This window comes from Lysobacter sp. DMC97 (genome assembly GCF_056313745.1).
In genome coordinates, this window is sequence record NZ_JBQUZR010000001.1 from 548,205 (window position 1) to 571,163 (window position 22,959).

A 22,959-nucleotide genomic window follows, 5' to 3' on the forward strand; every position below is an offset into this window, starting at 1 on the left:
CCGCCGATCGTGGTGCGACGCAGCAGGAATCCGCGCGAAGGCGGGCAGGCTCAGGTGTCGCGGACGACCAGATGGGTCGGCAGCATCTCCGAGGCAGCCGGCGTGCCCTCGATCAGCGCCCGCACCTTGCGCGCGAGCAGCACCCCGCCCTCGACGAAGCTCTGGTGGATCGAGGTCAGCGGCGGGACGTAGGTGGCGCCCAGCGGCGTGTCGTCGTAGCCGATGACCGACACGTCCTCCGGCACCCGGCGGCCGCTGGACAGCAGGCCGCGGATCGCGCCGATCGCCAGCAGGTCGCTGGCGGCGAACAGCGCGTCGGTCTTCGGCCGGTCGCGCAGCACGGCCTCCGCGGCCGCGGCGCCGGCGGTGACGGTGAACGCCGGCACCGTGACCATCTCCGGGACGATGCCGTAGCGCGCGAAGGTGTCGCGGAAGCCGGCGAAGCGTTCGGCGAATTCGCCGTGGGCGTCATCGCCGAGGAACACCGGGTGGTGCCGGCCCAGCGAGCGGAAGCGCTCGGCCGCCAGCGCGCCGCCGCGGACGTTGTCGCTGCCGACGACGACCTGCGATTCGTGGCGGCTCATCGCACCCCAGACCACGAGCGGGCGGCCCCACTGCCGCACCGCGTGCATGGCGCCCTCGTGCGAGCCCTGGCCGAGCAGGATCACGCCGTCGGCGGCCAGCACCGCCGGCGGCACCTCGGCCTGCAGCGCGGTCAGCAGCACGCTGTAGCCCTGCGGCGTGAGTTCCTGGGTGATGCCGCCGAGCAGGTCCAGCGGGTACGGCCCGGACATCTGGCGGTCGGGGCTGGGCGTCATCTCCACCACCACCGCCACGGTCATGCTGCGGCGCAGGCGCAGATTGCGGGCGCTGACGTTGAAGGCATACCCCTGGGCCTGCGCGACCTCGCGGATGCGCGCCCGCGTCTCGGCATTCACCAGCGGGCTGTCGCGCAGCGCGCGGGACACGGTGATCGCCGACACCCCGACGAGCTCCGCGATGTCCGCCATCGTCGGCGTGCCGCCGCCGGCGGGCGGGCCCTTGCCGGAGGACGGCCGGCTCACTGCCCGGCTCCCGGGCACGGCCTGCGGCGCGAGACGAAGGACGATGGCGTCATGCGGAACCTCGCGGGGACGGGGCGGAGGGGTGACGCACGTTAACCGAAGCACTCCCGGCAGGCGAGAGCAGACGCGACACATCCCCCTGCTACCATGCCGGGCTGATCCCCTCCGCACCCCTCGCACGCCCCCACGATGCCCGACACGCTCCGCCCCGCCTTCCACGGGTTCGAACAGATCCCGCTGCGCGAATACGCCGAACGCGCCTATCTCGACTATTCGATGTACGTGGTTCTGGACCGCGCCCTGCCCTTCCTCGGCGACGGCCTGAAACCGGTGCAGCGGCGCATCGTCTATGCGATGAGCGAGCTGGGCCTCAACGCCGCCGCGAAGCCGAAGAAGTCCGCGCGCACCGTCGGCGACGTGATCGGCAAGTACCACCCCCACGGCGACAGCGCGTGCTACGAGGCGCTGGTGCTGATGGCGCAGCCGTTCTCGTACCGCTATCCGCTGATCGACGGCCAGGGCAACTTCGGCTCCAGCGACGACCCGAAGTCGTTCGCGGCGATGCGCTACACCGAATCGCGGCTGACGCCGATCGCCGAGGTGCTGCTGGGCGAGCTCGGCCAGGGCACGGTCGACTGGGACCCGAACTTCGACGGCACGCTGGAAGAGCCCACCTGGCTGCCGGCGCGGCTGCCGCACCTGCTGCTCAACGGCACGACCGGCATCGCGGTGGGCATGGCCACCGACGTGCCGCCGCACAACCTCAACGAAGTGGTCAGCGCCTGCGTGCGCCTCCTCGACGATCCGGACGCGACCACCCGCGACCTCTGCGAGCACATCCGTGGCCCCGACTACCCGACCACCGCCGAGATCATCACCCCCGCCGCCGACCTGCTGGCGATGTACGAGACCGGCAACGGCAGCGTGCGCGCCCGCGCCACGTACGTGAAGGAAGCGGCGAACATCGTCGTCACCGCGCTGCCGTACCAGGTCAGCCCGAGCAAGGTGATCGAGCAGATCGCGCAGCAGATGCGCGCGAAGAAGCTGCCGTGGCTGGAGGACCTGCGCGACGAGTCCGACCACGCCAATCCGACCCGCATCGTGCTGATCCCGCGCAGCAACCGCGTCGACGTCGAACAGCTGATGGGCCATCTCTTCGCCACGACGGACCTGGAGAAGAGCTATCGCGTCAACATGAACGTGATCGGCCTCGACGGGCGCCCGCAGGTGAAGCACCTGAAGGCGCTGCTGTCGGAGTGGCTGGCGTTCCGTGCCGACACCGTCACGCGCCGGCTCAAGCATCGTCTGGAGAAGGTCGACCGCCGCCTGCACCTGCTGGCCGGCCTGCTGGTCGCCTTCCTCAACCTCGACGAAGTGATCCGCATCATCCGCACCGAGGACGAACCGAAGCCGGCGCTGATCGCGCGCTTCGGCCTCAGCGAGGAGCAGGCGGAGTACATCCTCGAAACCAAGCTCAAGCAGCTCGCCCGCCTGGAGGAGATGAAGATCCGCGGCGAGCAGGCGGAACTGGAAGCCGAGCGCGAGAAGATCGCCGGCATCCTCGAGAGCAAAGCCAAGCTGAAGAAGCTGATCAAGGACGAACTGCTGGCCGACGCGAAGAAGTTCGGCGACGCGCGCATGTCGCCATTGGTGTCCCGCGAGGCCGCGCAGGCGATCGACGAGACCGAACTGGTCGCCAGCGAGCCGATGACCGTCGTGCTGAGCGAGAAGGGCTGGATCCGCGCGGCGAAGGGCCACGACATCGACCCGGCGGCGCTGGGCTACCGCGACGGCGACGGCCTGCTGTGCGCGGTGCGCGGGCGCAGCACGCAGCAGGTGGCGTTCCTCGACGCGACCGGCCGCAGCTATTCGACCGCGATCCACACCCTGCCCTCGGCGCGCGGCAACGGCGAGCCGCTGACCGGCCGCTTCTCGCCGCCGGCGGGCGCGGGCTTCCAGGCGATGGCCGCCGGCGCGAACGACGACCGCTTCGTGCTGGCGTCGTCGCACGGCTACGGCTTCGTCACCAAGTTCGAGAACCTCACCGGCCGCAACAAGGCCGGCAAGGCGATGCTGTCGCTGACGCCGGGCTCGACGGTGCTGGCACCGGTCGCCGCCGCCGGCGGCGACGCCGGCCGCATCGTGGCCGTCACCAGCGCCGGCCACCTGCTCGCGTTCCCGCTCGCCGAACTGCCGGAACTCGACAAGGGCAAAGGCAACAAGCTCATCGAGATCCCGAAGGCCAAGCGCGGCACCGAGCGCGTGGTCGCGATCGCGGTGGTGCCGCCCGGCGGCACGCTGTCGGTGAAATCCGGCGCGCGCACGATGTCGCTGTCGTTCAAGGAACTGGAACCGTACATCGGCGCCCGCGGCGGCCGCGGCGGCCTGCTGCCGCGCGGCTGGCAGAAGGTCGACGCATTGTCGGTGGAGTGACGGAAGGAGTCGTCGCGATGCATCCGGATTTCTGGCTCCAGCGCTGGCAGGACGCGAACATCGGCTTCCACCAGGACGCCCCCACGCCGTTGCTGTGCAAACACTGGCCGGCGGTCGGCGTGCCGGCCGGCGGCACCGTGTTCGTGCCGCTCGCGGGCAAGTCGCTGGACATGGTCTGGTTCGCGTCGCAGGGCCATGGCGTGCTCGGCGTGGAGCTGTCGCCGCTGGCGGTCGAGCAGTTCTTCGCCGAACACGGGCTGGTGCCCGAGGTCTTCGAGACGCGGTACGGCCGGCACCATCGCGCCGGCGGCATCGAACTGATCCTCGGTGATGCGTTCGGCCTCGACGCCGAACTGCTGGCCCACTGCGACGCCGTGTACGACCGCGCGGCACTGATCGCGCTGCCGCCCGAACTGCGCGCCCGCTACGTCGGCGAGCTGTATCCGCGCCTGCCCGCACATTGCCGCGGCCTGCTGATCACGCTCGAATATCCGCAGCACGAAAAGGCCGGCCCGCCGTTCTCGGTGCCCGAGACCGAAGTCGCCGAGCGCTACGCCCCGCACTGGAACGTCGACCTGCTGGAACGCCGCGACATCCTCGCGACGCAGCAGGGATTCGTCGACGCGGGCGTCACCGCGCTGGATACGTGCGTGTATCGCCTGCAACGAAAGGAGTGAAGGTCGCGATGTCGTACTTCCGCGGGAATCACTACGTCTGGTCGGACGGCGACTGTCTCCATCTGTGGAGCGAGGCGCCCTACGAACCGGCGAACGACCAGTACGCCACCGGCGTGTCGATGCCCGAGGCGCTGATGGACCAGTTCGCCGTGATGCGCTTCGCCGAACTCGTGTGGCTGGGGCGTGCGGATGCCGCAATCACCGACGCCTTGCAGGCCATGAATTTCGGCGGAGATGCGCTGCGGGCGCGGGCCGACGACATCCGCCGCATCGTCGCGGCCCTCGAACAGACACGTTCCGACGGGAACGGCACCAGGGACTGACATGATCACCAAGTGGCTCAAGCGCCTCGTTTCGCTCCTGCTCGTGTTGATCGTGATCGGCACGCTCGCCGGCTGGTGGCTGCTGCGCGGCAGCCTCGCGACACTGGACGGCGACCTCGCGCTGGACGGACTGTCGGCGCCGGTGAAGGTGGAACGCGACGCCAACGGCACCGTCACCATCGACGCGGCGAACGAGGCCGACGCCATGCGCGCGCTCGGCTACGTGCATGCGCAGGAACGCTACTTCGAGATGGACCTGATGCGCCGCGTGTCCGCGGGCGAGCTGTCGGAGCTGTTCGGGCCGATCGCGATCGAGAAGGACAAGGCGCAGCGCGTGCATCGCATCCGCGCGCGGGTGCGGGCGAACCTCGCCGCGATGGCCGACGGCAAGCACGCGGTGCTCGACGCCTACACCGCAGGCGCGAATGCCGGTTTGGCGGCGCTGCGTACGCGCCCGTGGCCGTACCTGCTGGTCGGCCAGCAGCCGAAGCGCTGGACGCCCGAGGACGCCGCGCTCGTCGGCTACGCGATGTACTTCGACCTGCAGGATGCCAGCGACGCGCACGAACTGGCGCTGTGGCGGATCAAGCCGCACCTGCCGCCGGCGCTGTACACGCTGCTGACCCGCGACGGCACGCGCTGGGACGCGCCGCTGGTGGGCGCGCCGCGCGGCGATGCGCCCCTGCCGACCGCGGAGGAAGTCGACCTGCGCCGGCTGCCCGGGCCGCCGGCGGAGCGCCATGCGATCGGCTCGGATGACATCGTGCCGGGCAGCAACAACTTCGCCGTCGCCGGCCAGCTCACCGCCGACGGTCGCGCGATCGTCGCCGACGACATGCACCTCGGTCTGCGCGCGCCGAACATCTGGTTCCGCGCGCGCCTGCGCTACCCCGATCCGCGCGCGCCGGGCGGCAAGGTCGACGTCACCGGCTTCACCCTGCCCGGCCTGCCGGCGGTGGTGGTCGGCAGCAACACGCACGTGGCGTGGGCGTTCACCAACGGCTACATCGACAGTGCCGACTGGCGCATCCACACCGCCTGCGGCGGCGCGAACGTCGACGCTTCCACGTGCGTGAAGCCGACCTCGCATGCCGAGGTCATCCGCGTCGCCGGCGCGGCGCCGGTGGAATTCGAGGTGCAGGAAACCGAATGGGGCCCGGTGCTGCATCGCGAGGGCGACCAGTTGTTCGCGCTGCGCTGGAACGCGCACCTGCCGGGCGCGCTGGGTTTCGGCCTCACCGACATGCCGCTGGCCGGCAACGTCGACCAGGCGCTGGCCATCGCCGACCGCAGCGCGGTGCCGGCGCAGAACTTCGTGGTCGGCGACAGCACCGGCCGCATCGCGTGGCGGCTGATCGGCCCGCTCGCGCAGCGCGCGCCCGGCTGCGCGCCGGCGCTGCCCGCCACCGACGCCGAGCAGGCCGCGACCTGCCCGCCGTGGCGCGTCGCCACCGATCGCGCGCCGCGGCTGGTCGACCCGCCGACGCACCGGCTGTGGAGCGCGAACAACCGCACCCAGGACGGCGAGACGCTGGCGCAGGTCGGCGACGGCGGCTACGCCTTCGCCGCCCGCGCGAAGCAGATCCGCGACGGCCTGTTCGCGAAGGAGCGGTTCGCCGAACGCGACCTGATGGCGATCCAGCTCGACGATCGTGCGCTGCTGCTCACCGACTGGCAGCAGTTGCTGGAAGACACCGCAGCGCGCGCGAAGACGCCGGCGCTGCAGGCGCTGGCCGACGCCGCGAAGACGTGGGAAGGCCACGCCAGCGTCGACTCGGTGAGCTATCGCGTGGTCCGCGCGTGGCGCCTGGCCGTGCACGAGCGCGTGGCCGAAGGCCTGACCGCGCCGGCGCACGCCGCGCTGGGCGACGCGTTCGAGATGCCGGCGTTCCAGCAACTCGAAGGCGTGGTCTGGCCGCTGGTGACGCAGCGCCCGGCGCACCTGCTGTCGCGCAAGTACGCGAGCTGGGACGCGCTGCTCGAAGACGCGGCGAAGCAGGTGCGCGACGAACTCGGGAAACAGGGCCCGATCGCGCAGCGCACCTGGGGCGAACGCAACACCGCGACGATCTGCCATCCGCTGGCGAAAGCGATCCCGGTCGTCGGCAAGCGCCTGCTGTGCATGCCGGGCGACCAGATCCCCGGCGACGGCGGCATGCCGCGCGTGGTCGGCCCGGATTTCGGCGCCTCCGAGCGCATGGTCGTCTCGCCCGGCCACGAAGCCGACGGCCTGACCCACATGCCGGGCGGCCAGAGCGGCCATCCGCTGTCGCCGTTCTGGGGCGCGGGCCACGAGGACTGGGTGCACGGCCGGCCGACGCCGTTCCTGCCCGGCAAGACCGCCTACACATTGACCCTCGAACCGGCGCGCTGACGGCGCGCCATCGCGCACAAGCCCGGCTGGTCGGGCTTGTGCGTGTCCAGCGCGTCGCTTACCTTATGTCGAACCGATTAAACATATAGGCACATGCCCATCCCGCCCGACCAGGTCGCCGGCACCATGTCCGCCTGCACGCCGCTCTTCTTCGCCCTGGGCGAGCCGGCGCGGCAGCAGATCCTCGTGCTGCTGACCGAGCACGAGGAACTCAACGTGAATCAGCTGACCGAGCGGCTGCCGCTGTCCCGGCCGGCGATCTCGCATCACCTCAAGGTCCTCCGCCAAGCCGGGCTGGTCGGTGTCCGTCAGGCCGGCGTGGAGAACTTCCACTTCCTGACGGTGGACCCGGCGATCGAGCTGCTCGAACGCTTCGTCGCCGAGGTCAAGGACTGCGGCTGACCCCACCGCGACGGTGATGCGCCGTCGCACCGGGCGTCGAAGCGTCCCCGCGCCGCCCTCCCCTCTGCCCTTTCGCCCGACCGGGGCCTGTCGCGCTGTCTGGCCGGCCCATTAGGTCGATACGTTTGAACCTACTGACAGGATTTTCCCATGCAGACTTCCCTTCCGTGGGCGCTGGTGACCGGCGCCTCCAATGGCATCGGCCTGGAACTGGCGCGCGGTCTCGCGGCCGCAGGCCATCCCGTGGCGCTGGCGGCACGCAGCGGCGACAAGCTCGAAGCGCTCGCGGCCGAACTCACCCGCGACTACGGCGTGGAGGCCCGGGTCTTCGCCATCGACCTCGGCGAACCCGGGGCCGCCGATCGCCTGGTCGACGCGCTGGATGCGTCCGGCATCCACCCGCGGGTGCTGGTCAACAACGCCGGTTTCGGGCTCTACGGGCTGCACGCCTCGACCGACATCGCGCGCGAGCAGGCGATGATCGATCTCAACGTCACCGCGCTGATGCGCCTGACCAAGCGGCTGCTGCCGACCATGCTGACGGCGCGCGACGGCCGCATCCTCAACCTCGCGTCCACGGCCTCGTTCCAGCCCGGTCCGTACATGGCGGTGTACTACGCGACCAAGGCCTTCGTGCTGTCCTACAGCGAGGCGCTGGCCGAGGAACTGGACGGCAGCGGCGTCACCGTGACCGCGCTCTGCCCGGGACCGACGGCCTCGGGCTTCCAGGAGGAAGCGGCCATGCAGGCGTCGGGGCTGGTCAAGGGCAAGCGGCTGCCAAGCGCGAAAGCCGTCGCCGACTACGGCCTGCGCGCGATGCGCCGCGGCCAGCGCGTGGCGATCCACGGAACCGCGAACTGGCTGCTCGCCCAGAGCGTGCGCTTCACGCCCAGGCGCGTGGTGACGCGGCTGGTGGCGATGCTGTCGAAACCGGTCTGACGGACACACGCGCATGTCCACGCCACCTCCCGCCCATCACAGCGCATGCCCGTGCGGGCACGCCCGCTTCACCCTCTCTGCCGCGCCGATCGCGCGCTTCTACTGCCATTGCCTGATCTGCCAGCGGCTCTACGGCGCGCCGTACGCGGACGTGTCGGTGGTGCCGGCGCGGCACGTGCATGGGCCCGACCGCGACACGGTCGCGATCGGCCGTCACCGGCCGCCGCCAGCGCTGGCGCGCGCGCTGTGCCGGGACTGCGGCAAGCCGGTGCTCGGCATGCTCGGGTTCGCGGGCCTGTCGCTGCTGGCGTTCGTGCCCAGCGCCAACCTCACCGATCCCGCGCTGCTGCCGCCGCCCGCCGCGCACCTGTTCTGGAACAGGCGCACTTCGGAGCACACGGACGCCCTGCCCCGGCACAGCGGCTACTGGCGCAGCGAGCTGGCGGTGGTCGCGACCGTGCTGCGCGCGGCCACGCGCCGCGCCGATGCGCCGGGCACGCCGGGCCTGTGACCGCCGGCCCGGCGCGTCCGGCGGCTTACAGCGCCGCCTGGTGCACGCCTGCGATCGCGCGACCCGACGGATCGGCGGCGTTCGCGAACGCCGCGTCCCAGGCGATCGCCGCCGGCGACGAGCACGCGATCGACTTGCCGCCCGGCACCGTCTCCGCGCAGGCCTTGCCGGGGAACTGCTCCTCGAACAGGCGGCGATAGAAATACGCTTCCTTGGTCTGCGGCGGGTTGATCGGGAAGCGCTGCTCGGCCGCGGCGAAGTCGGCGTCGCTGACCTGCGCCTCGGCGTGCGCCTTGAGGCCGTCGATCCAGCCGTAGCCGACGCCATCGCTGAACTGCTCCTTCTGCCGCCAGAGGATTTCCTTCGGCAGATAGCCCTCGAAGGCTTCGCGCAGCACCGCCTTCTCGATCGGCCGGCCGCCGTCGGGGCCGGGGCGCACCATCTTCGCCGCCGCGTCCATGCGCATCGCCACGTCGAGGAATTCGGTGTCGAGGAACGGCACGCGCGCTTCCACGCCCCAGGCCATCATCGACTTGTTGGCGCGCAGGCAATCGTAGTTGTAGAGCGCGTCGAGCTTGCGGATGGTCTCGGCATGGAACTCGCGCGCGTCCGGCGCCTTGTGGAAATAGAGATAGCCGCCGAACACTTCGTCGCTGCCCTCGCCCGACAGCACCATCTTCACGCCCATCGCCTTGATCCGCCGCGCCAGCAGGAACATCGGCGTCGACGCGCGGATCGTGGTGACGTCGTAGGTCTCGATGTGGCGGATCACTTCCGGCAGCGCGTCCAGGCCTTCCTCGAAGGTGTAGGTGAAGCCGTGGTGCACGGTGCCCAGCGCCTTCGCCGCGATCTCGGCGGCGGCGAGATCGGGCGAACCCTTCAGGCCGATCGCGAACGAGTGCAGGCGCGGCCACCATGCTTCGGTCTGGTCGCCATCCTCCACGCGCTTGCGGGCGAAGCGCGCGGCGCAGGCCGCGACCAGCGACGAATCCAGCCCGCCCGACAGCAGCACGCCGTAGGGCACGTCGCTCATCAGCTGGCGATGCACCGCGGCCTCGAACGCCTCGCGCAGTTCGCGCGCGGAGACCTGCACGCCGTCGGTGGCGGCATGATCACGCCAGGCGCGCTCGTGGTAGCGGTGCAGTTCGCCGGTGGCGCTGTCGTACCAGTGGCCCGGCGGGAACTGCGCGACGTCGTCGCAGACGCGCACCAGCGCCTTCATCTCCGACGCCACCCAGACCCGGCCGTCGGCGTCGTGGCCCCAGTACAGCGGACAGACGCCGAGGGGATCGCGGGCAACGATGAAACGCCCGGCCGCACCGTCCCACAGCACGAAGGCAAAGATGCCGTTGAGGCGGTCGATCCACGCGCCGACGTCGCCGCTGCGCGCCTTCGATTCGACGTACAGCGCGTTGATCACTTCGCAGTCGGAGCCGCTCTGGAATGCGTACGGCTGCCTGAGCGCGCCTTCCAGCAGGCGGTGGTTGTAGATCTCGCCGTTGACGGCCAGCACGAGCGAACCGTCTTCCGACAGCAGCGGCTGTGCGCCGCCGGCCGGATCGACGATCGCCAGGCGCTCGTGCACCAACAGCGCGTGCGGCTCGACGTGCACGCCGGACCAGTCGGGACCGCGATGGCGTTGTCGTGCGGACAGCGACAGCGCGAGGGGGCGCAGCGGGCCGAGATCAGCGCCGGCGCGCAGGTCGAAGACACCGAGAATCGAACACATGGGGAAGCTCCTGGGGGTTGTCGGTACCCCGGAAGCGCGAAACCCGCGCTTCCGGCGCGGGTTTCTGGGACTGGGCGGTGTTGCTGGAACTTATGCCTGGTCGCCGGTTCGCCTCGCGCGCACGGTGTGGTCGCAATTGTTCGAATTGCGATTATTGGCGCGATTGCGATTGGCGAGGCGGAAGGTCATGGGCCCACCCTAACCCGCCGGCGATGACCGGCGCAAGCCCGGAGCCCCCCGCTCGCCGGTCATCCATCGGCAGCCGGCGCGATGCGGGCCACGTCGTGCAGGCTCAGAGTCCTGCCAGCGCCTCGCGCACGGCGGCCAGCGCACGCTGGATCTGCACGGGATCCTGCGGCGCATGCCCCTGCCCCGGGAGTTCCACCAGCACGCAGGCGTTGCCCAGCGCGCGCAGCGCGGCGCAGGCGCGACGCGACTGGTCGATCGGCACCAGCACGTCCGCGGTGCCGTGGACGATCAGCGTCGGCGGCATGCCGGGCACGAGATGCGCCAGCGGCGAGGCCGCCTCGGCCGGCTGCCCGGCCAGCAGCGCCGCCACCGCCCCGGGCACCCAGCCCGGTGCGTCCGGCGAGACTGTCGACAGGTCCCACGGCCCCCACAGCACGATCAACCGCGCCGGCCGCTTCGCGGGGTCGGGATCGCGCGCGGTCCACGCCGCCAGATGACCGCCGGCCGAGCCGCCGAGCAGCGCGATCCGGCGCGGATCGATCCCGAGCGGACCGGCATTCGCCCGCATCCAGGCCAGCACCGTCGCCACGTCGTCCGCCGGCATCGGCCAGTGCACGCCGGGCTGCGAGGTCAGCCGGTAGTCCATGCTCAGCACGACCGCGCCCTCGCGTGCGGCCAGCAGGGCGAGGTCGCGCAGTTCGGTGCGATCGCCCGCGGCCCAGCCGCCGCCGTGGACCATCAGCACCGCACGGCGTCCGCTGGTCGGCCCGCCGTCGGGCGGCGCGTAGAGGTCCACCGCCAGCCCGTACGGGCCGACGTGCCGGGTCAGGGTCGGGCCATCCGCCGCGCGGCCGCAGCCGGCGAACAGCAGGCAGAGCGCGAAGAACAGTGCGCGCAGGAACGTCACGGCGCGGGCAGCAACCGTTCCAGGATCGCGAGATACAGATCCGGCAGGCGTTCGAGATCGGCGACGGCCACGTGTTCGTCGACCTTGTGGATGCTCGCGTTGACCGGGCCGATCTCCACGCACTGCGCGCCCAGCGGCGCGATGAAGCGGGCGTCGGAGGTGCCACCGGCGGTGTTCTCCTCCGGCGCGGCACCGGCGAACGCGGTCAGCACCTCGCGCGCGGCCGCACGCAGCGGCCCTTCCGGCGTGTAGAACGGTTCACCGCCGCGATGCCAGCGGATCGCGTAGTCGAGCCCGTGCGCGCGCAGCACCGCTTCGCATTCGGCTTCGAGCCGCGCCGCGGTCCACGTCGGGTTGAAGCGCAGGTTGAACAGCACCTCCAGCGCGCCCGGGATCACGTTGTTCGCGCCGGTGCCCGCATGGACGTTGCTGATCTGGAAGCTGGTCGGCGGGAAGTTCTCGTAGCCGTCGTCCCAGCGGCGCGCCGCGAGTTCGGCCAACGCCGGAAGCGCCTGGTGGATCGGGTTGCGCGCCTTCTCCGGATACGCGACGTGGCCCTGGATGCCCTGCACCGTCAGCGTCGCCGACAGCGTGCCGCGACGGCCGACGCGCAGCAGGTCGCCCAGCAGCACCTTCGACGACGGCTCGCCAGTGATGCACCAGTCGATGCGCTGCCCGCGTTCGCGGAACACGTTCGCGACCTTCGGCACGCCGTCGATCGCATCGCCTTCCTCGTCCGAGGTCAGCAGCAGGCCGACCGTGCCTGCATGGTCCGGATGCGCGGCGACGAAACGTTCCAGCGCGACCACGAACGCGGCCACGCTGCCCTTCATGTCGGCGGCACCGCGCCCGTACAGCACGCCGTCGCGGATCGTCGGCACGAACGGATCACTGGCCCAGGCTTCGACCGGCCCCGGCGGCACCACGTCGGTATGGCCGAGGAGGATGAGGACGGGACCGCCGTCGCCATGCGTCGCCCACAGGTTGTCGGTCTGCCCGAAGCGCAGGTGTTCGCAGCGAAAACCCGCGCGTTCCAGCCGCGCGGCGATCAGCGCCTGGCAGCCAGCATCGTCCGGCGTGACCGAGCGGCGGGAAACGAGATCACGCGTGAGGTCGAGCGCGTCCGACATCAGCCGACTCCGAAGCGCTTCTTGAAGCCGTTGTCGCTGAAGCCCTGGCTGACGATGCCGTCGTCGGTGACGACCACAGGGCGCCGGATCAGCTGCGGGTATTCCTTCAGCAGCAGCTTCCACTCGGCATCGGAGCCCGGCGACTTGCGCATCTCGGGCAACTGCCGCCACGTGGTCGAAGACTTGTTGATCATCGCCTCCCAGCCGCCGAGCGCGTCCTTCCACGCCACCAGCGTCTCGGGCGACTGGCGCTGGTCGCGGTAGTCGACGAAATCATGCGCAATGTCGAACCGCTTCAGCCAGTTGCGGGCCTTCTTGCAGGTGTCGCAGTTGTTCAAGCCGTAGAGCGTGGTCAAGGGTCTCTCCTTTGTTCGAATGATCCCTGCGGGGACGCTCGCTGCCGGAACGATCGCGGGTGGACCAGGACGATCGGCAGCCGCGCGAGTCACGCGCCGGCAGGCATCCTGAGGCGATCGATGCGCAGGATCAGGTCTTCCGCAAGCGGATCGCGCGCGAACGGGTTCCACGTCCTCGCGCGGATCGGGATGAACGCGATTTCGTCGCCCAGTTTGCCCGGGCGACGCAATCGCAGGGCGATCCGCCGGGGATTGGTGAACCGGGTGACGCTCACGTTCATGACATCGCGCAACACGATGCGCTCCTCGATTCCGCCCTTGCGCACGAGCAGCGCATCGCCCGCATCCCGCACCTCATCCGCCAGATCCCAGACCAGCATGCGCATCACCACATAACCGATGCCGGCCATGAACAGCGGATGCAGCACCAACGCCGGCATCTGCCGGAAAATACCCTGGACGGCCATGCCCACCGCCACCACGCCGATGATTCCGAACCAGAACGCGGGGAAGATCCGCTTCAGGAAGAAGGTCTGGCGCGACGAGATCGTTTTCACGGCACGCGGCCTCAGTCCGCCAGCCCGCGCAGCAGGTCGTTGATCGAGGTCTTGCCGCGGGTCTTCTCGTCGACCTGCTTGACGATCACGGCGCAGTACAGCGAGTGCGAGCCGTCGGCGGCCGGCAACTGCCCCGACACCACGACGCTGCCCGGCGGCACGTAGCCGTAGCTGATTTCCTTCGTCGCGCGATTGTAGATGCGCGTGCTCTGGCCGAGGAACACGCCCATGCCGATCACGCTGTGGTGGCCGACGACCACACCTTCGACCACTTCCGAACGCGCGCCGATGAAGCAGTGGTCCTCGATGATCGTCGGCGAGGCCTGCAGTGGTTCCAGCACGCCGCCGATGCCGGCGCCGCCGGACAGGTGGCAGTGCTTGCCGATCTGCGCGCAGCTGCCGACGGTGGCCCAGGTGTCGACCATAGTGCCCTCGCCCACGTACGCACCGATGTTGACGAAGCTCGGCATCAGCACCACGTCCTTCGCGATGTGCGCGCCGCGGCGCGCGATCGCGCCCGGCACCACGCGTGCGCCGAGCGCGCGGAACTCGGCTTCGCCGTAGCCTTCGAAGCGCGCCGGAACCTTGTCCCAGAACGGTGCGGGCTGCGCATCGACCACCGCCATGTCCTGGGTGCGGAAGAACAGCAGCACGGCTTTCTTCAGCCATTCGTTGACGGTCCAGCCGCCGTCGGTGTTCGGCGCGGCGACGCGGAATTCGCCGGCTTCGAGGCCGGCGATGGCGCGGTCGACGGCGGGACGGACGCGGTCGGCGATTTCCTCCGCGGTCAGGTCGGCGCGGCGCGCCCAGGCGTCGTCGATCAGCGATTGCAGTGCGTTGTCGGTCTTCATGCGGAAAAGGGCATCACGTGGGGTGAAGGGAACGTCGTCAGGCCGGCGCGGCGGCGTCGAGCGTCGCACGCAGCGCGTCGCGCAAGGCCTCGGTCTGCGCGGGATCGAGCGCGCGATCGTCGGCGCCGGCGATCAGGAACATGTCCTCGGCGCGTTCGCCGAAGGTCGCGATGCGTGCGTCGTGCACGCGCACGTGCTGGCGACGCAGCGCATGCGCGACGTCGGCCAGCAGCCCCGGGCGGTCGGTGCAGACCAGGCTGAGGCGCGTGCAGCGGCCGCCGTCGACCGGCTCCAGTTCGATCCGCGTCGCGATGCGGAAATGCTTCAGGTGCCGCGGCTGCGTGCGTCGCGCCGGCAGCAGGCGATCGAGATCGCCCGCCAGCGCGCGCTGCAGCGCAGCCTGGATGTCGGCGGAGGCATGCGCGTGCGACGGATCGATCGGCAGCACGTGGAAGGTGTCGAAGATGCGGTTGCCGGGGCCGTCGAGCGCGCGCGCCTGCTGGATCGCCAGACCGAGGCGATCGAGGGTGATCACGATCGCGGCGAACAGGCCGTCGCGGTCGGGCGCGTGCACGAAGATCTCGCGATCACCGGCATCGGGCCGCAGGCGACGGGCGCGGACCACGGTCGCGCCGCTGTCCGCCTCGTGCAGGCCCGCGGCCTGCCACGCGATCTGGTCGGGCCGGCTGCGCAGGAAATTCTCGCGCGGCATGCGCGCGAAGACCTCGTCGATCGCGGCGTCGGAGAAGGTGGCGTCCTGCAGCAGTTCGCGCGCGGCGCCGCGGTTTTCGACGATGCGCTCCTCGGCGGCGACCGGATGCTCCAGCCCGCGGCGCAGCGCGAGGCGCGTGGCCGTATGCAGGTCGGCCAGCAGCCGGTCCTTCCACGCGTTCCACAGCTTCGGCGAGGTGCCGGCGATGTCGGCGCAGGTCAGCAGGTAGAGATGGTCGAGCCGCTGGCGGTCGGCGACTTCCGCGGCGAAGCGGTGGATCACGTCGGGATCGGTGATGTCCTGCTTCTGCGCGGTCACCGACATCAGCAGGTGCCGGCGCACCAGCCATTCGACCAGCGCACTGTCGGCTTCCGACAGCCCGTGCGACAGGCAGAACGCGCGCGCATCGACGGCGCCGAGTTCGGAATGATCGCCGCCGCGGCCCTTGGCGATGTCGTGGAACAGGCCGGCGATCAGCAGCAGTTCCGGCTTGCGCAGCGACGGCCACACCAGGTGCGCGTTCGAGAAGCGCGCATCCGGCGTGCCGGACGCGAACAGCGCGAGGTTGCGCAGCACCGCCAGCGTGTGCTGGTCGACGGTGTAGACGTGGAACAGGTCGAACTGCATGCGCCCGGAGACCTGCGCGAACGCGGGAATCCAGCGGCCGAGCACGCCCATGCGCGCCATGCGTTCGAGGATCTTCACCGGCTGCGGGCCGCGCAGCAGGCCGAGGAACTGCTGGCGCAGCAGATGATCGGCCTCGGCGTAATCGGGGATCGCCGGCAGCGTTTCCGCGAGCGACCACGCCGTCATCGAATGCAGGCCGCGGCTTTCCGGATGCGCGGCCCAGGCGGCGAACAGCTCGAACACTTCCGCCGCGCCGCGCAGCCAGGTGCGGTCGCGCACCGCCAGGTAGCCGCGGCGCAGTTCGAAGCGCTCGTCGATCGGCGCCGGTTCGCCCGCGCCTTCGAGTTGTTCCTCGAAGCGCTGCAGCAGGCGGTCGCCGATGCGCAGCACGCGGCCGGCGCTGCGGTAGAAGCCCTGCATCATCTGCTCGACGGCGAGATTGTCGTCGTCGTCGGCATGGCCGAGGCGCGCGGCGAGGCGCTTCTGGTAATCGAAGCGCAGGCGCTCCTCGCGCCGGCCGGCAACGAGGTGCAGGCCGAAGCGCAGCCGCGACAGCGCCTTGCGCTCGCGCTCCAGCGTGTCGAACTCGACCGCGCCGATCTGGCCGAACGCCAGCATCGATTCCAGCGTGCCGCTGCCCAGCACGCGCTGCGCCATCCAGCGCAGGGTCTGGATGTCGCGCAGCCCGCCGGGGCCGTCCTTGAGGTTGGGTTCGAGGTTGTCGGCGGTGTCGCCGAAGCGCGCGTGCCGCTGGCGTTGCTCCTCGACCTTGGCGCGGAAGAACGCCGCCGCAGGCCACACGCGCTCCGGCGCGATCGCCGCGCGCAGCGCATCGCAGTCCTCCGGCGTCGCGACCAGCGCCCGCCATTCCATCAGCGCGGTGAGCACGGTCTGGTCGGCCGCGGCCTCGGTGCACTGCGCGGGCGAACGCACGGCCTGGCTGGCCTGCAGCGCGGCGTCCCACAGCAGCGCGAGGAAGCGCGCCAGCGCGTCGCGCAGGGCGTCCTGCGCGGCATCGCCGGCCAGCACCAGCAGGTCGATGTCGGATTGCGGGAACAGTTCGCCGCGGCCGTAGCCGCCGACGGCGAACAATGCGGCGTCGCCGGGCACGCAGCGCGCCCAGGCCTCGCGGATCAGCGTGTCGGCCGTCGCCGCACGGGCGGCGACCAGCGCGTCGACATCGTCGCCGCGGTCGAAGCGCGCCGCGAGCGCGGTGTCGGCCTCGGCCAGCCGCGCGCGGGCGGCGGCGGCCCAGGCGACGTCGCCATCGGGCGAGGAAGGAAGCACGGGGCCGTCCGCGGTCGAGGGCGCAGCGGCGTCCATCGTTCAGAGGTCGTTGTCGTCGCCGGGCAGGCGGGTGAGGATCTCGACGCCGGTCTCGGTGACGGCGACGGTGTGCTCCCACTGCGCGGAGAGGCCGCGATCCTTCGTGACCACCGTCCAGCCATCGGGCAGCAGCCGGGTGTGGCGCGAGCCCTCGTTGATCATCGGTTCGATGGTGAAGGTCATGCCCGGCTTCAGCACGATGCTGTCGCCGTGCGGGGTGTGGTAGTGCAGCACCTGCGGATCTTCGTGGTAGACGCGGCCGATGCCATGGCCGCAGTACTCGCGCACGACGGAGAAACGTTCGGACTCGGCGTAGGTCTGGATCGCGCGACCGATGTCGCCGAGGGTCGCGCCCGGCTTCACCGTGCGGATGCCGCGGAACATCGCCTCGCGGGTGACGTCCACCAGGCGCCTGGCCATCACCGACGGCGTGCCGACGATGTACATGCGGCTGGTGTCGCCGTGCCAGCCGTCCTTGATGACGGTGACGTCGATGTTCACGATGTCGCCGTCCTTGAGGATCTTGGTCGGGCCCGGGATGCCGTGGCAGATCACGTTGTTGACCGAGGCGCAGATCGTGGCCGGGAATCCCTTGTAGCCGACGTTGGCCGGGATGGCCTGCTGCACCTGGACGATGTGGTCGTGGCAGATGCGGTCGAGCTCGGCGGTGCTGACGCCGGGCTTCACGTGCGGGGCGACGATCTGCAGCACCTCGGCGGCCAGGCGGCCGGCGATGCGCATCTTCTCGATCTCGTCCGGGGTCTTGATGGTCATGGGCATGCCGCCATTATCACCGATTCCATCGGCTTCTGAACGACTCGCATTCCCGCCTGGGGCCGGCAACGGCGGGTTTCGATGCGCTGCGCCGATGACCCGCCGTCGCCCGTGCCGCGACCGGCGCCTGATCCACGCGGGCGACGCGCCCCGGATCGGCGGATCGGGCCGCGGATCGGGCCGCGAAACAGGCCGATCCGTGCGCACGCCGATGTCCGCCACGACGACGATGCGACGACGTGCGGATGCCGTGTCGTGCGTCGGCGAAAGACGCCGCTTATCGTCGCCGGAATGCGCTGCGACGTGCCCCTGAAATTCGCGCGATAGCCTGTAAATATCGATGAAACCGCTCGTCGGAAAGCGCTGTTGCATGCACTCTTTTGCGCGCATACATGACCCCGGCAATCCCACTCACGCAGTCCAACGGGGAATGTGCAATGAACGCTCGTCGTCTTTCGATCATCGCTTCCGGTCTGCTCGTCCTCCTCGCCGGCACCGCCCAGGCCGCCGACACCACCACGTTCAACGTCACGGTGACGATCACCGCGGCCTGCAACGTCGATGCCGCGGCCGCCAGCGACGTCGCCTTCGGCAGCCAGCCGTCCACCGCCACGAATGTCGACGCCGCCGGCGCGCTCAACGTGCAGTGCACGTCGACGGCGCCGTACGCGATCACCCTCGACAACGGCCTCAACGGCGCCAGCGTCAGCACCCGCGCGATGAACAGCGGCGCGACGCTCGTGCCCTACCAGCTCTACCGGGCCGCCGCCCGCGGCGCGGGCGATGTCTGGGGCTCGACGGCCGGCGTGGACGACTACACCGGCACCGGCAACGGCGCGGTGCAGAACATCCCGGTCTACGGCCGGGTCGCCAGCGCGAATTTCCCGCCCGGCACCTACTCCGACACCGTCACGGCGACGATCACGTACTGACGGCGCCGCTCCGTCATGGGCGAGCCGCGCACACGGACGTGGCGATCGGCCTGCGCATCGGCACTGGCGGCCGCGGTGTTCGCGGTCGGCACGCCTGCAGCGCAGGGCGCGAGCCTGCAGGTCTCGCCGACCTCGGTGACCCTGCCGGCCTCGCAGAACGCGGGCGGGCTGACCTTGACCAACACCGGCGACGTCCCGCTGCGCGGGCAGGTGCGGGTGTTCCGATGGCGACAGTCGGACGGCGAGGATCGGCTGGAACCCACCCGCGATCTGATCGTCAGTCCGCCGATGCTGCGGCTGTCGCCCGGCCAGCGTCAGCTGGTGCGGGTGATCCGCCCCGGCCCGGCACCCGTCGGTGAAGAAGTCGGCTACCGGCTGATCGTCGACGAGTTGCCCGACGCCACGCCGCCCGACGACGACCGACGCGGTCTGCGGTTCGTGCTGCAGTACGTGATCCCGGTGTTCCTGCTGCCCGCGGACGGCCTGCCGCCCGCACCCGAGCTGCACGCGCGGCGCGCGCAGTCCGACGGCCGCGCGGTGCTGGAATTGCGCAACGCGGGACGGCAGCACGCCCAGATCGCGGACCTGCAGTACGTCGGCGCCGACGGTCGTCGCCACGCCATCGCCCCAGGACTGTCCGGCTACGTGTTGCCGGGCCAGACCCATCGCTGGCCGCTGCCGGCGGTCGCCCTTCCGCCGGCTTCCGGCACCTTCCAGGCGAGAATCAACGGTGAGCCGGTCGCACAGACGCTGCCGCTGGACGAGGTTGCTCGGTGAAGCCCTGTTGCCGGCCGCCCTCGCGGCGGCGGCGGTCGGGCCGGCCGGTGCCGCCGCATTGCTCGCGGGCAACGCGCCCGACATCGAAGGCGAGCCGCTTTATCTGGAAGTGACGATCAACCACGCGCGCACGCCCGTGCTCGCGGCCTTCGTGCTGCGCGACCGGCGTTTCTTCGCCAGCGCGGTCACGCTGCGGCTGCTGGGGTTCCGCATCGGCGAGGAGGACCGGCCGTGGGCGCTCGACGAGATCCCCGGCGCGGTCGTGCGCTACGACGAGGCCGCGCAGCGTCTGGACATCGACGCGCCGCTGGCGCAGATGGCGCTGCCGGTGACGGTGCTGAACCGCCCGGAGGACACGATGCCCGTCGCCGCCGACAGCCCGCCCGGGCTGCTGGCGAACTACGACCTCTACGCCAGCCGCCGGCAGGGCGACGACAACCTCGTCGCGAGCGTGGACACGCGGCTGTTCGGCCTCGGCGACGGCGTGCTGGACAACACCGCGGTCCTGCGCGCGACGCGCGCCGACGGCACGCGCGGATGGCGCGGCGACAGCGTGCGCCTGGACACGCGCTGGACCGTGTCGTTCCCGTCGTCGGCGGTCGAACTCACGCTCGGCGACACCTACAGCGGCTTCCTCGACTGGACCCGGCCGCTGCGCCTGGGCGGGATCACGGTCGGTCGCAATTTCGCGCTGCAGCCCTATCGCATCACCGCACCGCTGCCGACGTTCCTCGGCGAGGCGACGGTGCCGTCCAGCGTCGAGCTGTACGTGAACGGCCTGCGCCAGTACGGCGGCGAGCTGCCACCCGGCCCGTTCCAGCTGAGCGCGGTGCCCGGCCTCGACGGCACCGGCATGGCGCGGATCGTGGTGACCGATGCCTTCGGCCGCACGCGCGCGGTCGACATGCCGTTCTACGCCACGCAGCGACTGCTGGCGAAGGGGCTGTCGGACTGGTCGCTGTCGGTCGGCACGGTGCGCGAGGACTACGGCCTGCGTTCGTTCGAGTACGCGTCCGATCTCGTCGGCAGCGGCACGCTGCGCTACGGCGTCAACGATCGCTTCACCTTCGAAGGCCACGCCGAGGGCACGTCGGGCGTGACCGTCGCCGGTGCCGGCGGCGTCTGGCTGCTGGGGCGCGGCGGCGTGCTGGGCGCGTCGGTGGCGGGCAGTACCGCGACTGCGGGCACGGGCACCCAGACCGCGCTGTCGTACCAGTGGAACAACGGCCGCTTCAACGTCGCGATCGACCGCCAGCACGCGAGCGGCGACTACCGCGACGTCGCCTCGCGTTACGGGCCGCTGCCGGCCCGCACCAGCCAGCGCGTGCTGGTCGGCCACACCTCGCGACCGTTGGGCAGCCTCAGCCTGACCTACGTGAAGCTGGATCCGGCGCAGGGCGCGACCTCGCGCTATGCCGGCACGTTCTGGTCGCGCAGCTTCGGCGGCGGCTGGGCGGCCTATTTCTCGTTCAACCAGAACCTGGACGACCACCGCGACCGCAACGCCACGCTGGGCGTGTCGATCGCACTGGACGGCGTGCACGCCAGCACGGCCTGGCAGCGCAACGGCACCCGCGACAGTGGCGTGGCCGACGTCTCGCGCCCGGTGCCCGGCGACGGCGGCTTCGGCTGGCGGGTGCAGGCGCGCGGCGGCGACACCGGCGGCGGCGGGCTGGCCGAAGCGGCGTGGATCAACGACGCCGGCCGCTTCGGCCTGGGCGTGGCCAGCGACGACGGCCACGGCGCCGCCTACGCCAGCGCCGCCGGCGCGCTGGTGCTGATGGACGGGCACGCGTTCGCCGCGCGCCGCATCGACGACGCCTTCGCGATCGTGTCCACCGACGGCGTGGCGGACGTGCCGGTGAAGCTGGAGAACCGAACGATCGGCCACACCGGCATCGACGGCACGCTGCTGGTCACGCCGCTGAACGCCTGGCAGCGCAACAAACTGTCGATCGACGCGCTGGCGCTGCCCGCGAACCTGCACATCGGCGAGGTCGACCAGACTGCGACCCCGCGCACCCGCGCCGGCGTGCGCGTGCACTTCGAACTCGCGCCGCTGCGTTCGGCCGTGCTCGTGCTGCAGGACGCCGCCGGCCGGCCGCTGCCGGTCGGCAGCACGGTGCGTGCGGACGGGCCAGACGGCGAGGAGGCGATGGTGGGCCGCGACGGCGAGACCTACCTCGAAGCGCTGCAGCCGCACAACGCGCTGCGCGTGCAGACGCCCGACGGTGGCTGCCGCGTGACGTTCGACGCGCCGAAGACCGACGCCGTGATCCCGCGCATCGGCCCGCTGACCTGCCTGCCGGAGGCGCCATGACGTTCCGCCTGCCGAGATCTTCCGTACTCCGGGCGCTGCCGGCGTTGCTGCTCGCCGCGCTGCTGCTGGCCCCGTCGGCGCGGGCCGCCACCACCTGCTCCGCGAGCAGCCCGACCGCGATCGCCTTCGGCACGGTGTCGACCACCGGCAGCACCGACACGTCGGTCACCTTCAACGTCACCTGCAACACCTTCGGGCTGGCGGTACTGGCCAACGCGAAGGTGCGGATGTGCCTGAACATCGCCGACGGCGCCAGCGGCGGCGGCAACGTCGCGCCGCGGCGGATGCTGAACGGGTTCGCCGATCCGCTGCAGTTCCAGCTCTACACCGACGCCGCGCGCAGCCAGGTCTGGGGCGCGAATGGTCTCTCCGGGGCACCGAACCCGGCGCAGCTCGACTTCGACTACTCGGTCCCGGTCCTGGGCGGCAGCCAGACCCTCTCGATCACCCTCTACGGCCGGGTGCCGGCGCAGACCTTCACCGCCGGCAGCTACGCGAATGCCTTCAGCGGAACATCCACCTCGATCGACTTCCGCTACGCCGAGACCCTGCTCGGCACCGCCACCTACCCGCCCTCCTGCACCACCGGCGGCGACGGCGGCAGCAGCTTCGACAACGCCTTCCCGTTCACCGCGACCGCGGACGTGCCGGCGGAATGCCGGGCGTACGCCGTCTCCGATCTCGCGTTCGGCACCATTCCCGGCCTGATCGGCGCCAATGTCGACCAGGACACCACCTTTTCGATGACCTGCACCGGTCGTACGGCCTGGAACGTCGGCCTCGACGACGGCCTGAATGCCAGCGGCAGCGTCCGCCGCATGCGGCGCGGCGCGGGCAGCGACCACGTCGCCTACGAGCTGTACACCACCGGCGCCCGCAACGTGCGCTGGGGCAACACGATCGGGACGGACACGGTGACCGGCACCGGGACGGGCAGCGCCCAGTCGCTGATCGTCCACGGTCGCATCCCGGCCCCGCAGTCGGTCCCGGCCGGCAGCTACAGCGACACGATCACGGTCACGATCACCTACTGACCCGTCCGCGGGACG

Annotated in this window: 20 protein-coding genes; 11 read left to right on the forward strand and 9 right to left on the reverse strand. The window is 71.0% G+C overall.

Features of this window, described 5'->3' with window-relative positions; all coding sequences use genetic code 11:
• Nucleotides 1-50: 50 nt before the first annotated feature.
• Entirely contained in the window at nt 51-1,064 is a 1,014-nt protein-coding gene (locus ACT53Q_RS01955) for a substrate-binding domain-containing protein (protein WP_476184965.1), read from the reverse strand.
• Nucleotides 1,065-1,253: 189 nt separating this feature from the next.
• On the opposite strand from ACT53Q_RS01955, the gene parC reads away from it, so the two are divergent.
• The 7 genes from parC (at nt 1,254) to ACT53Q_RS01990 (ending at nt 8,723) form a co-directional block, all read left to right on the forward strand.
• A complete protein-coding gene (parC, locus tag ACT53Q_RS01960; protein WP_476184966.1) occupies nt 1,254-3,497 on the forward strand; it encodes a DNA topoisomerase IV subunit A in 2,244 nt (747 codons plus the stop codon).
• Nucleotides 3,498-3,514: 17 nt separating this feature from the next.
• The gene (locus ACT53Q_RS01965) at nt 3,515-4,174 is read left to right on the forward strand and encodes a thiopurine S-methyltransferase (RefSeq protein WP_476184967.1); all 660 of its coding nucleotides are present in this window, start codon (nt 3,515-3,517) and stop codon (nt 4,172-4,174) included.
• Nucleotides 4,175-4,182: 8 nt separating this feature from the next.
• Nucleotides 4,183-4,497 (forward strand): hypothetical protein, encoded by a 315-nt coding sequence (locus ACT53Q_RS01970; protein ID WP_476184968.1) that lies wholly within the window; start codon nt 4,183-4,185, stop codon nt 4,495-4,497.
• 4 nt (nt 4,498-4,501) lie between these two features.
• On the forward strand, nt 4,502-6,871 hold the full coding sequence (locus ACT53Q_RS01975; protein WP_476185164.1) for a penicillin acylase family protein: 2,370 nt from the start codon (nt 4,502-4,504) through the stop codon (nt 6,869-6,871).
• A 93-nt stretch (nt 6,872-6,964) separates the two neighbouring features.
• Nucleotides 6,965-7,273 (forward strand): ArsR/SmtB family transcription factor, encoded by a 309-nt coding sequence (locus ACT53Q_RS01980; RefSeq protein WP_476184969.1) that lies wholly within the window; start codon nt 6,965-6,967, stop codon nt 7,271-7,273.
• Between the two features lie 150 nt (nt 7,274-7,423).
• Nucleotides 7,424-8,212: an SDR family NAD(P)-dependent oxidoreductase gene (locus ACT53Q_RS01985; RefSeq protein ID WP_476184970.1), complete on the forward strand. Its 789-nt coding sequence runs from the start codon at nt 7,424-7,426 to the stop codon at nt 8,210-8,212.
• A 13-nt stretch (nt 8,213-8,225) separates the two neighbouring features.
• Nucleotides 8,226-8,723 carry a GFA family protein gene (locus ACT53Q_RS01990; RefSeq protein ID WP_476184971.1) on the forward strand — a complete coding sequence of 166 codons (498 nt, stop codon included), beginning with the start codon at nt 8,226-8,228 and terminating at the stop codon, nt 8,721-8,723.
• Between the two features lie 25 nt (nt 8,724-8,748).
• Here ACT53Q_RS01990 and asnB read toward each other — a convergent pair whose 3' ends face one another.
• From asnB to map, 8 genes are all read right to left on the reverse strand, one after another.
• Nucleotides 8,749-10,452: an asparagine synthase B gene (gene asnB / locus ACT53Q_RS01995; protein WP_476184972.1), complete on the reverse strand. Its 1,704-nt coding sequence runs from the start codon at nt 10,450-10,452 to the stop codon at nt 8,749-8,751.
• A 292-nt stretch (nt 10,453-10,744) separates the two neighbouring features.
• A complete protein-coding gene (locus ACT53Q_RS02000; RefSeq protein ID WP_476184973.1) occupies nt 10,745-11,548 on the reverse strand; it encodes an alpha/beta hydrolase in 804 nt (267 codons plus the stop codon).
• Complete coding sequence (gene dapE / locus ACT53Q_RS02005; protein ID WP_476184974.1) at nt 11,545-12,678, reverse strand: succinyl-diaminopimelate desuccinylase; 1,134 nt, start codon at nt 12,676-12,678, stop codon at nt 11,545-11,547. The genes ACT53Q_RS02000 and dapE overlap by 4 nt, the downstream gene beginning before the upstream one ends.
• A complete protein-coding gene (locus tag ACT53Q_RS02010; RefSeq protein ID WP_476184975.1) occupies nt 12,678-13,034 on the reverse strand; it encodes a Spx/MgsR family RNA polymerase-binding regulatory protein in 357 nt (118 codons plus the stop codon). The genes dapE and ACT53Q_RS02010 overlap by 1 nt, the downstream gene beginning before the upstream one ends.
• Nucleotides 13,035-13,123: 89 nt before the next feature.
• Nucleotides 13,124-13,591 (reverse strand): hypothetical protein, encoded by a 468-nt coding sequence (locus ACT53Q_RS02015; RefSeq protein WP_476184976.1) that lies wholly within the window; start codon nt 13,589-13,591, stop codon nt 13,124-13,126.
• Nucleotides 13,592-13,602: 11 nt separating this feature from the next.
• Nucleotides 13,603-14,442 carry a 2,3,4,5-tetrahydropyridine-2,6-dicarboxylate N-succinyltransferase gene (gene dapD, locus ACT53Q_RS02020; RefSeq protein WP_476184977.1) on the reverse strand — a complete coding sequence of 280 codons (840 nt, stop codon included), beginning with the start codon at nt 14,440-14,442 and terminating at the stop codon, nt 13,603-13,605.
• 37 nt (nt 14,443-14,479) lie between these two features.
• On the reverse strand, nt 14,480-17,104 hold the full coding sequence (gene glnD, locus ACT53Q_RS02025) for a [protein-PII] uridylyltransferase (protein ID WP_476184978.1): 2,625 nt from the start codon (nt 17,102-17,104) through the stop codon (nt 14,480-14,482).
• Between the two features lie 3 nt (nt 17,105-17,107).
• Nucleotides 17,108-17,887 (reverse strand): type I methionyl aminopeptidase, encoded by a 780-nt coding sequence (gene map, locus ACT53Q_RS02030; protein WP_476184979.1) that lies wholly within the window; start codon nt 17,885-17,887, stop codon nt 17,108-17,110.
• 431 nt (nt 17,888-18,318) lie between these two features.
• Between map and ACT53Q_RS02035 the strand changes: the two genes are divergently transcribed.
• Genes ACT53Q_RS02035 through ACT53Q_RS02050 form a run of 4 tightly spaced genes read left to right on the forward strand, consistent with a single transcriptional unit; the run spans nt 18,319 to nt 22,944 of the window.
• Entirely contained in the window at nt 18,319-18,813 is a 495-nt protein-coding gene (locus ACT53Q_RS02035; protein WP_476184980.1) for a Csu type fimbrial protein, read from the forward strand.
• A gap of 15 nt (nt 18,814-18,828) precedes the next feature.
• A complete protein-coding gene (locus ACT53Q_RS02040; RefSeq protein ID WP_476184981.1) occupies nt 18,829-19,590 on the forward strand; it encodes a fimbrial biogenesis chaperone in 762 nt (253 codons plus the stop codon).
• A 7-nt stretch (nt 19,591-19,597) separates the two neighbouring features.
• Nucleotides 19,598-21,910, forward strand: a complete 2,313-nt coding sequence (locus ACT53Q_RS02045; RefSeq protein WP_476184982.1) for a fimbria/pilus outer membrane usher protein — start codon at nt 19,598-19,600, stop codon at nt 21,908-21,910.
• Between the two features lie 8 nt (nt 21,911-21,918).
• The gene (locus ACT53Q_RS02050) at nt 21,919-22,944 is read left to right on the forward strand and encodes a Csu type fimbrial protein (RefSeq protein WP_476185165.1); all 1,026 of its coding nucleotides are present in this window, start codon (nt 21,919-21,921) and stop codon (nt 22,942-22,944) included.
• The last annotated feature ends 15 nt before the right edge of the window (nt 22,945-22,959 follow it).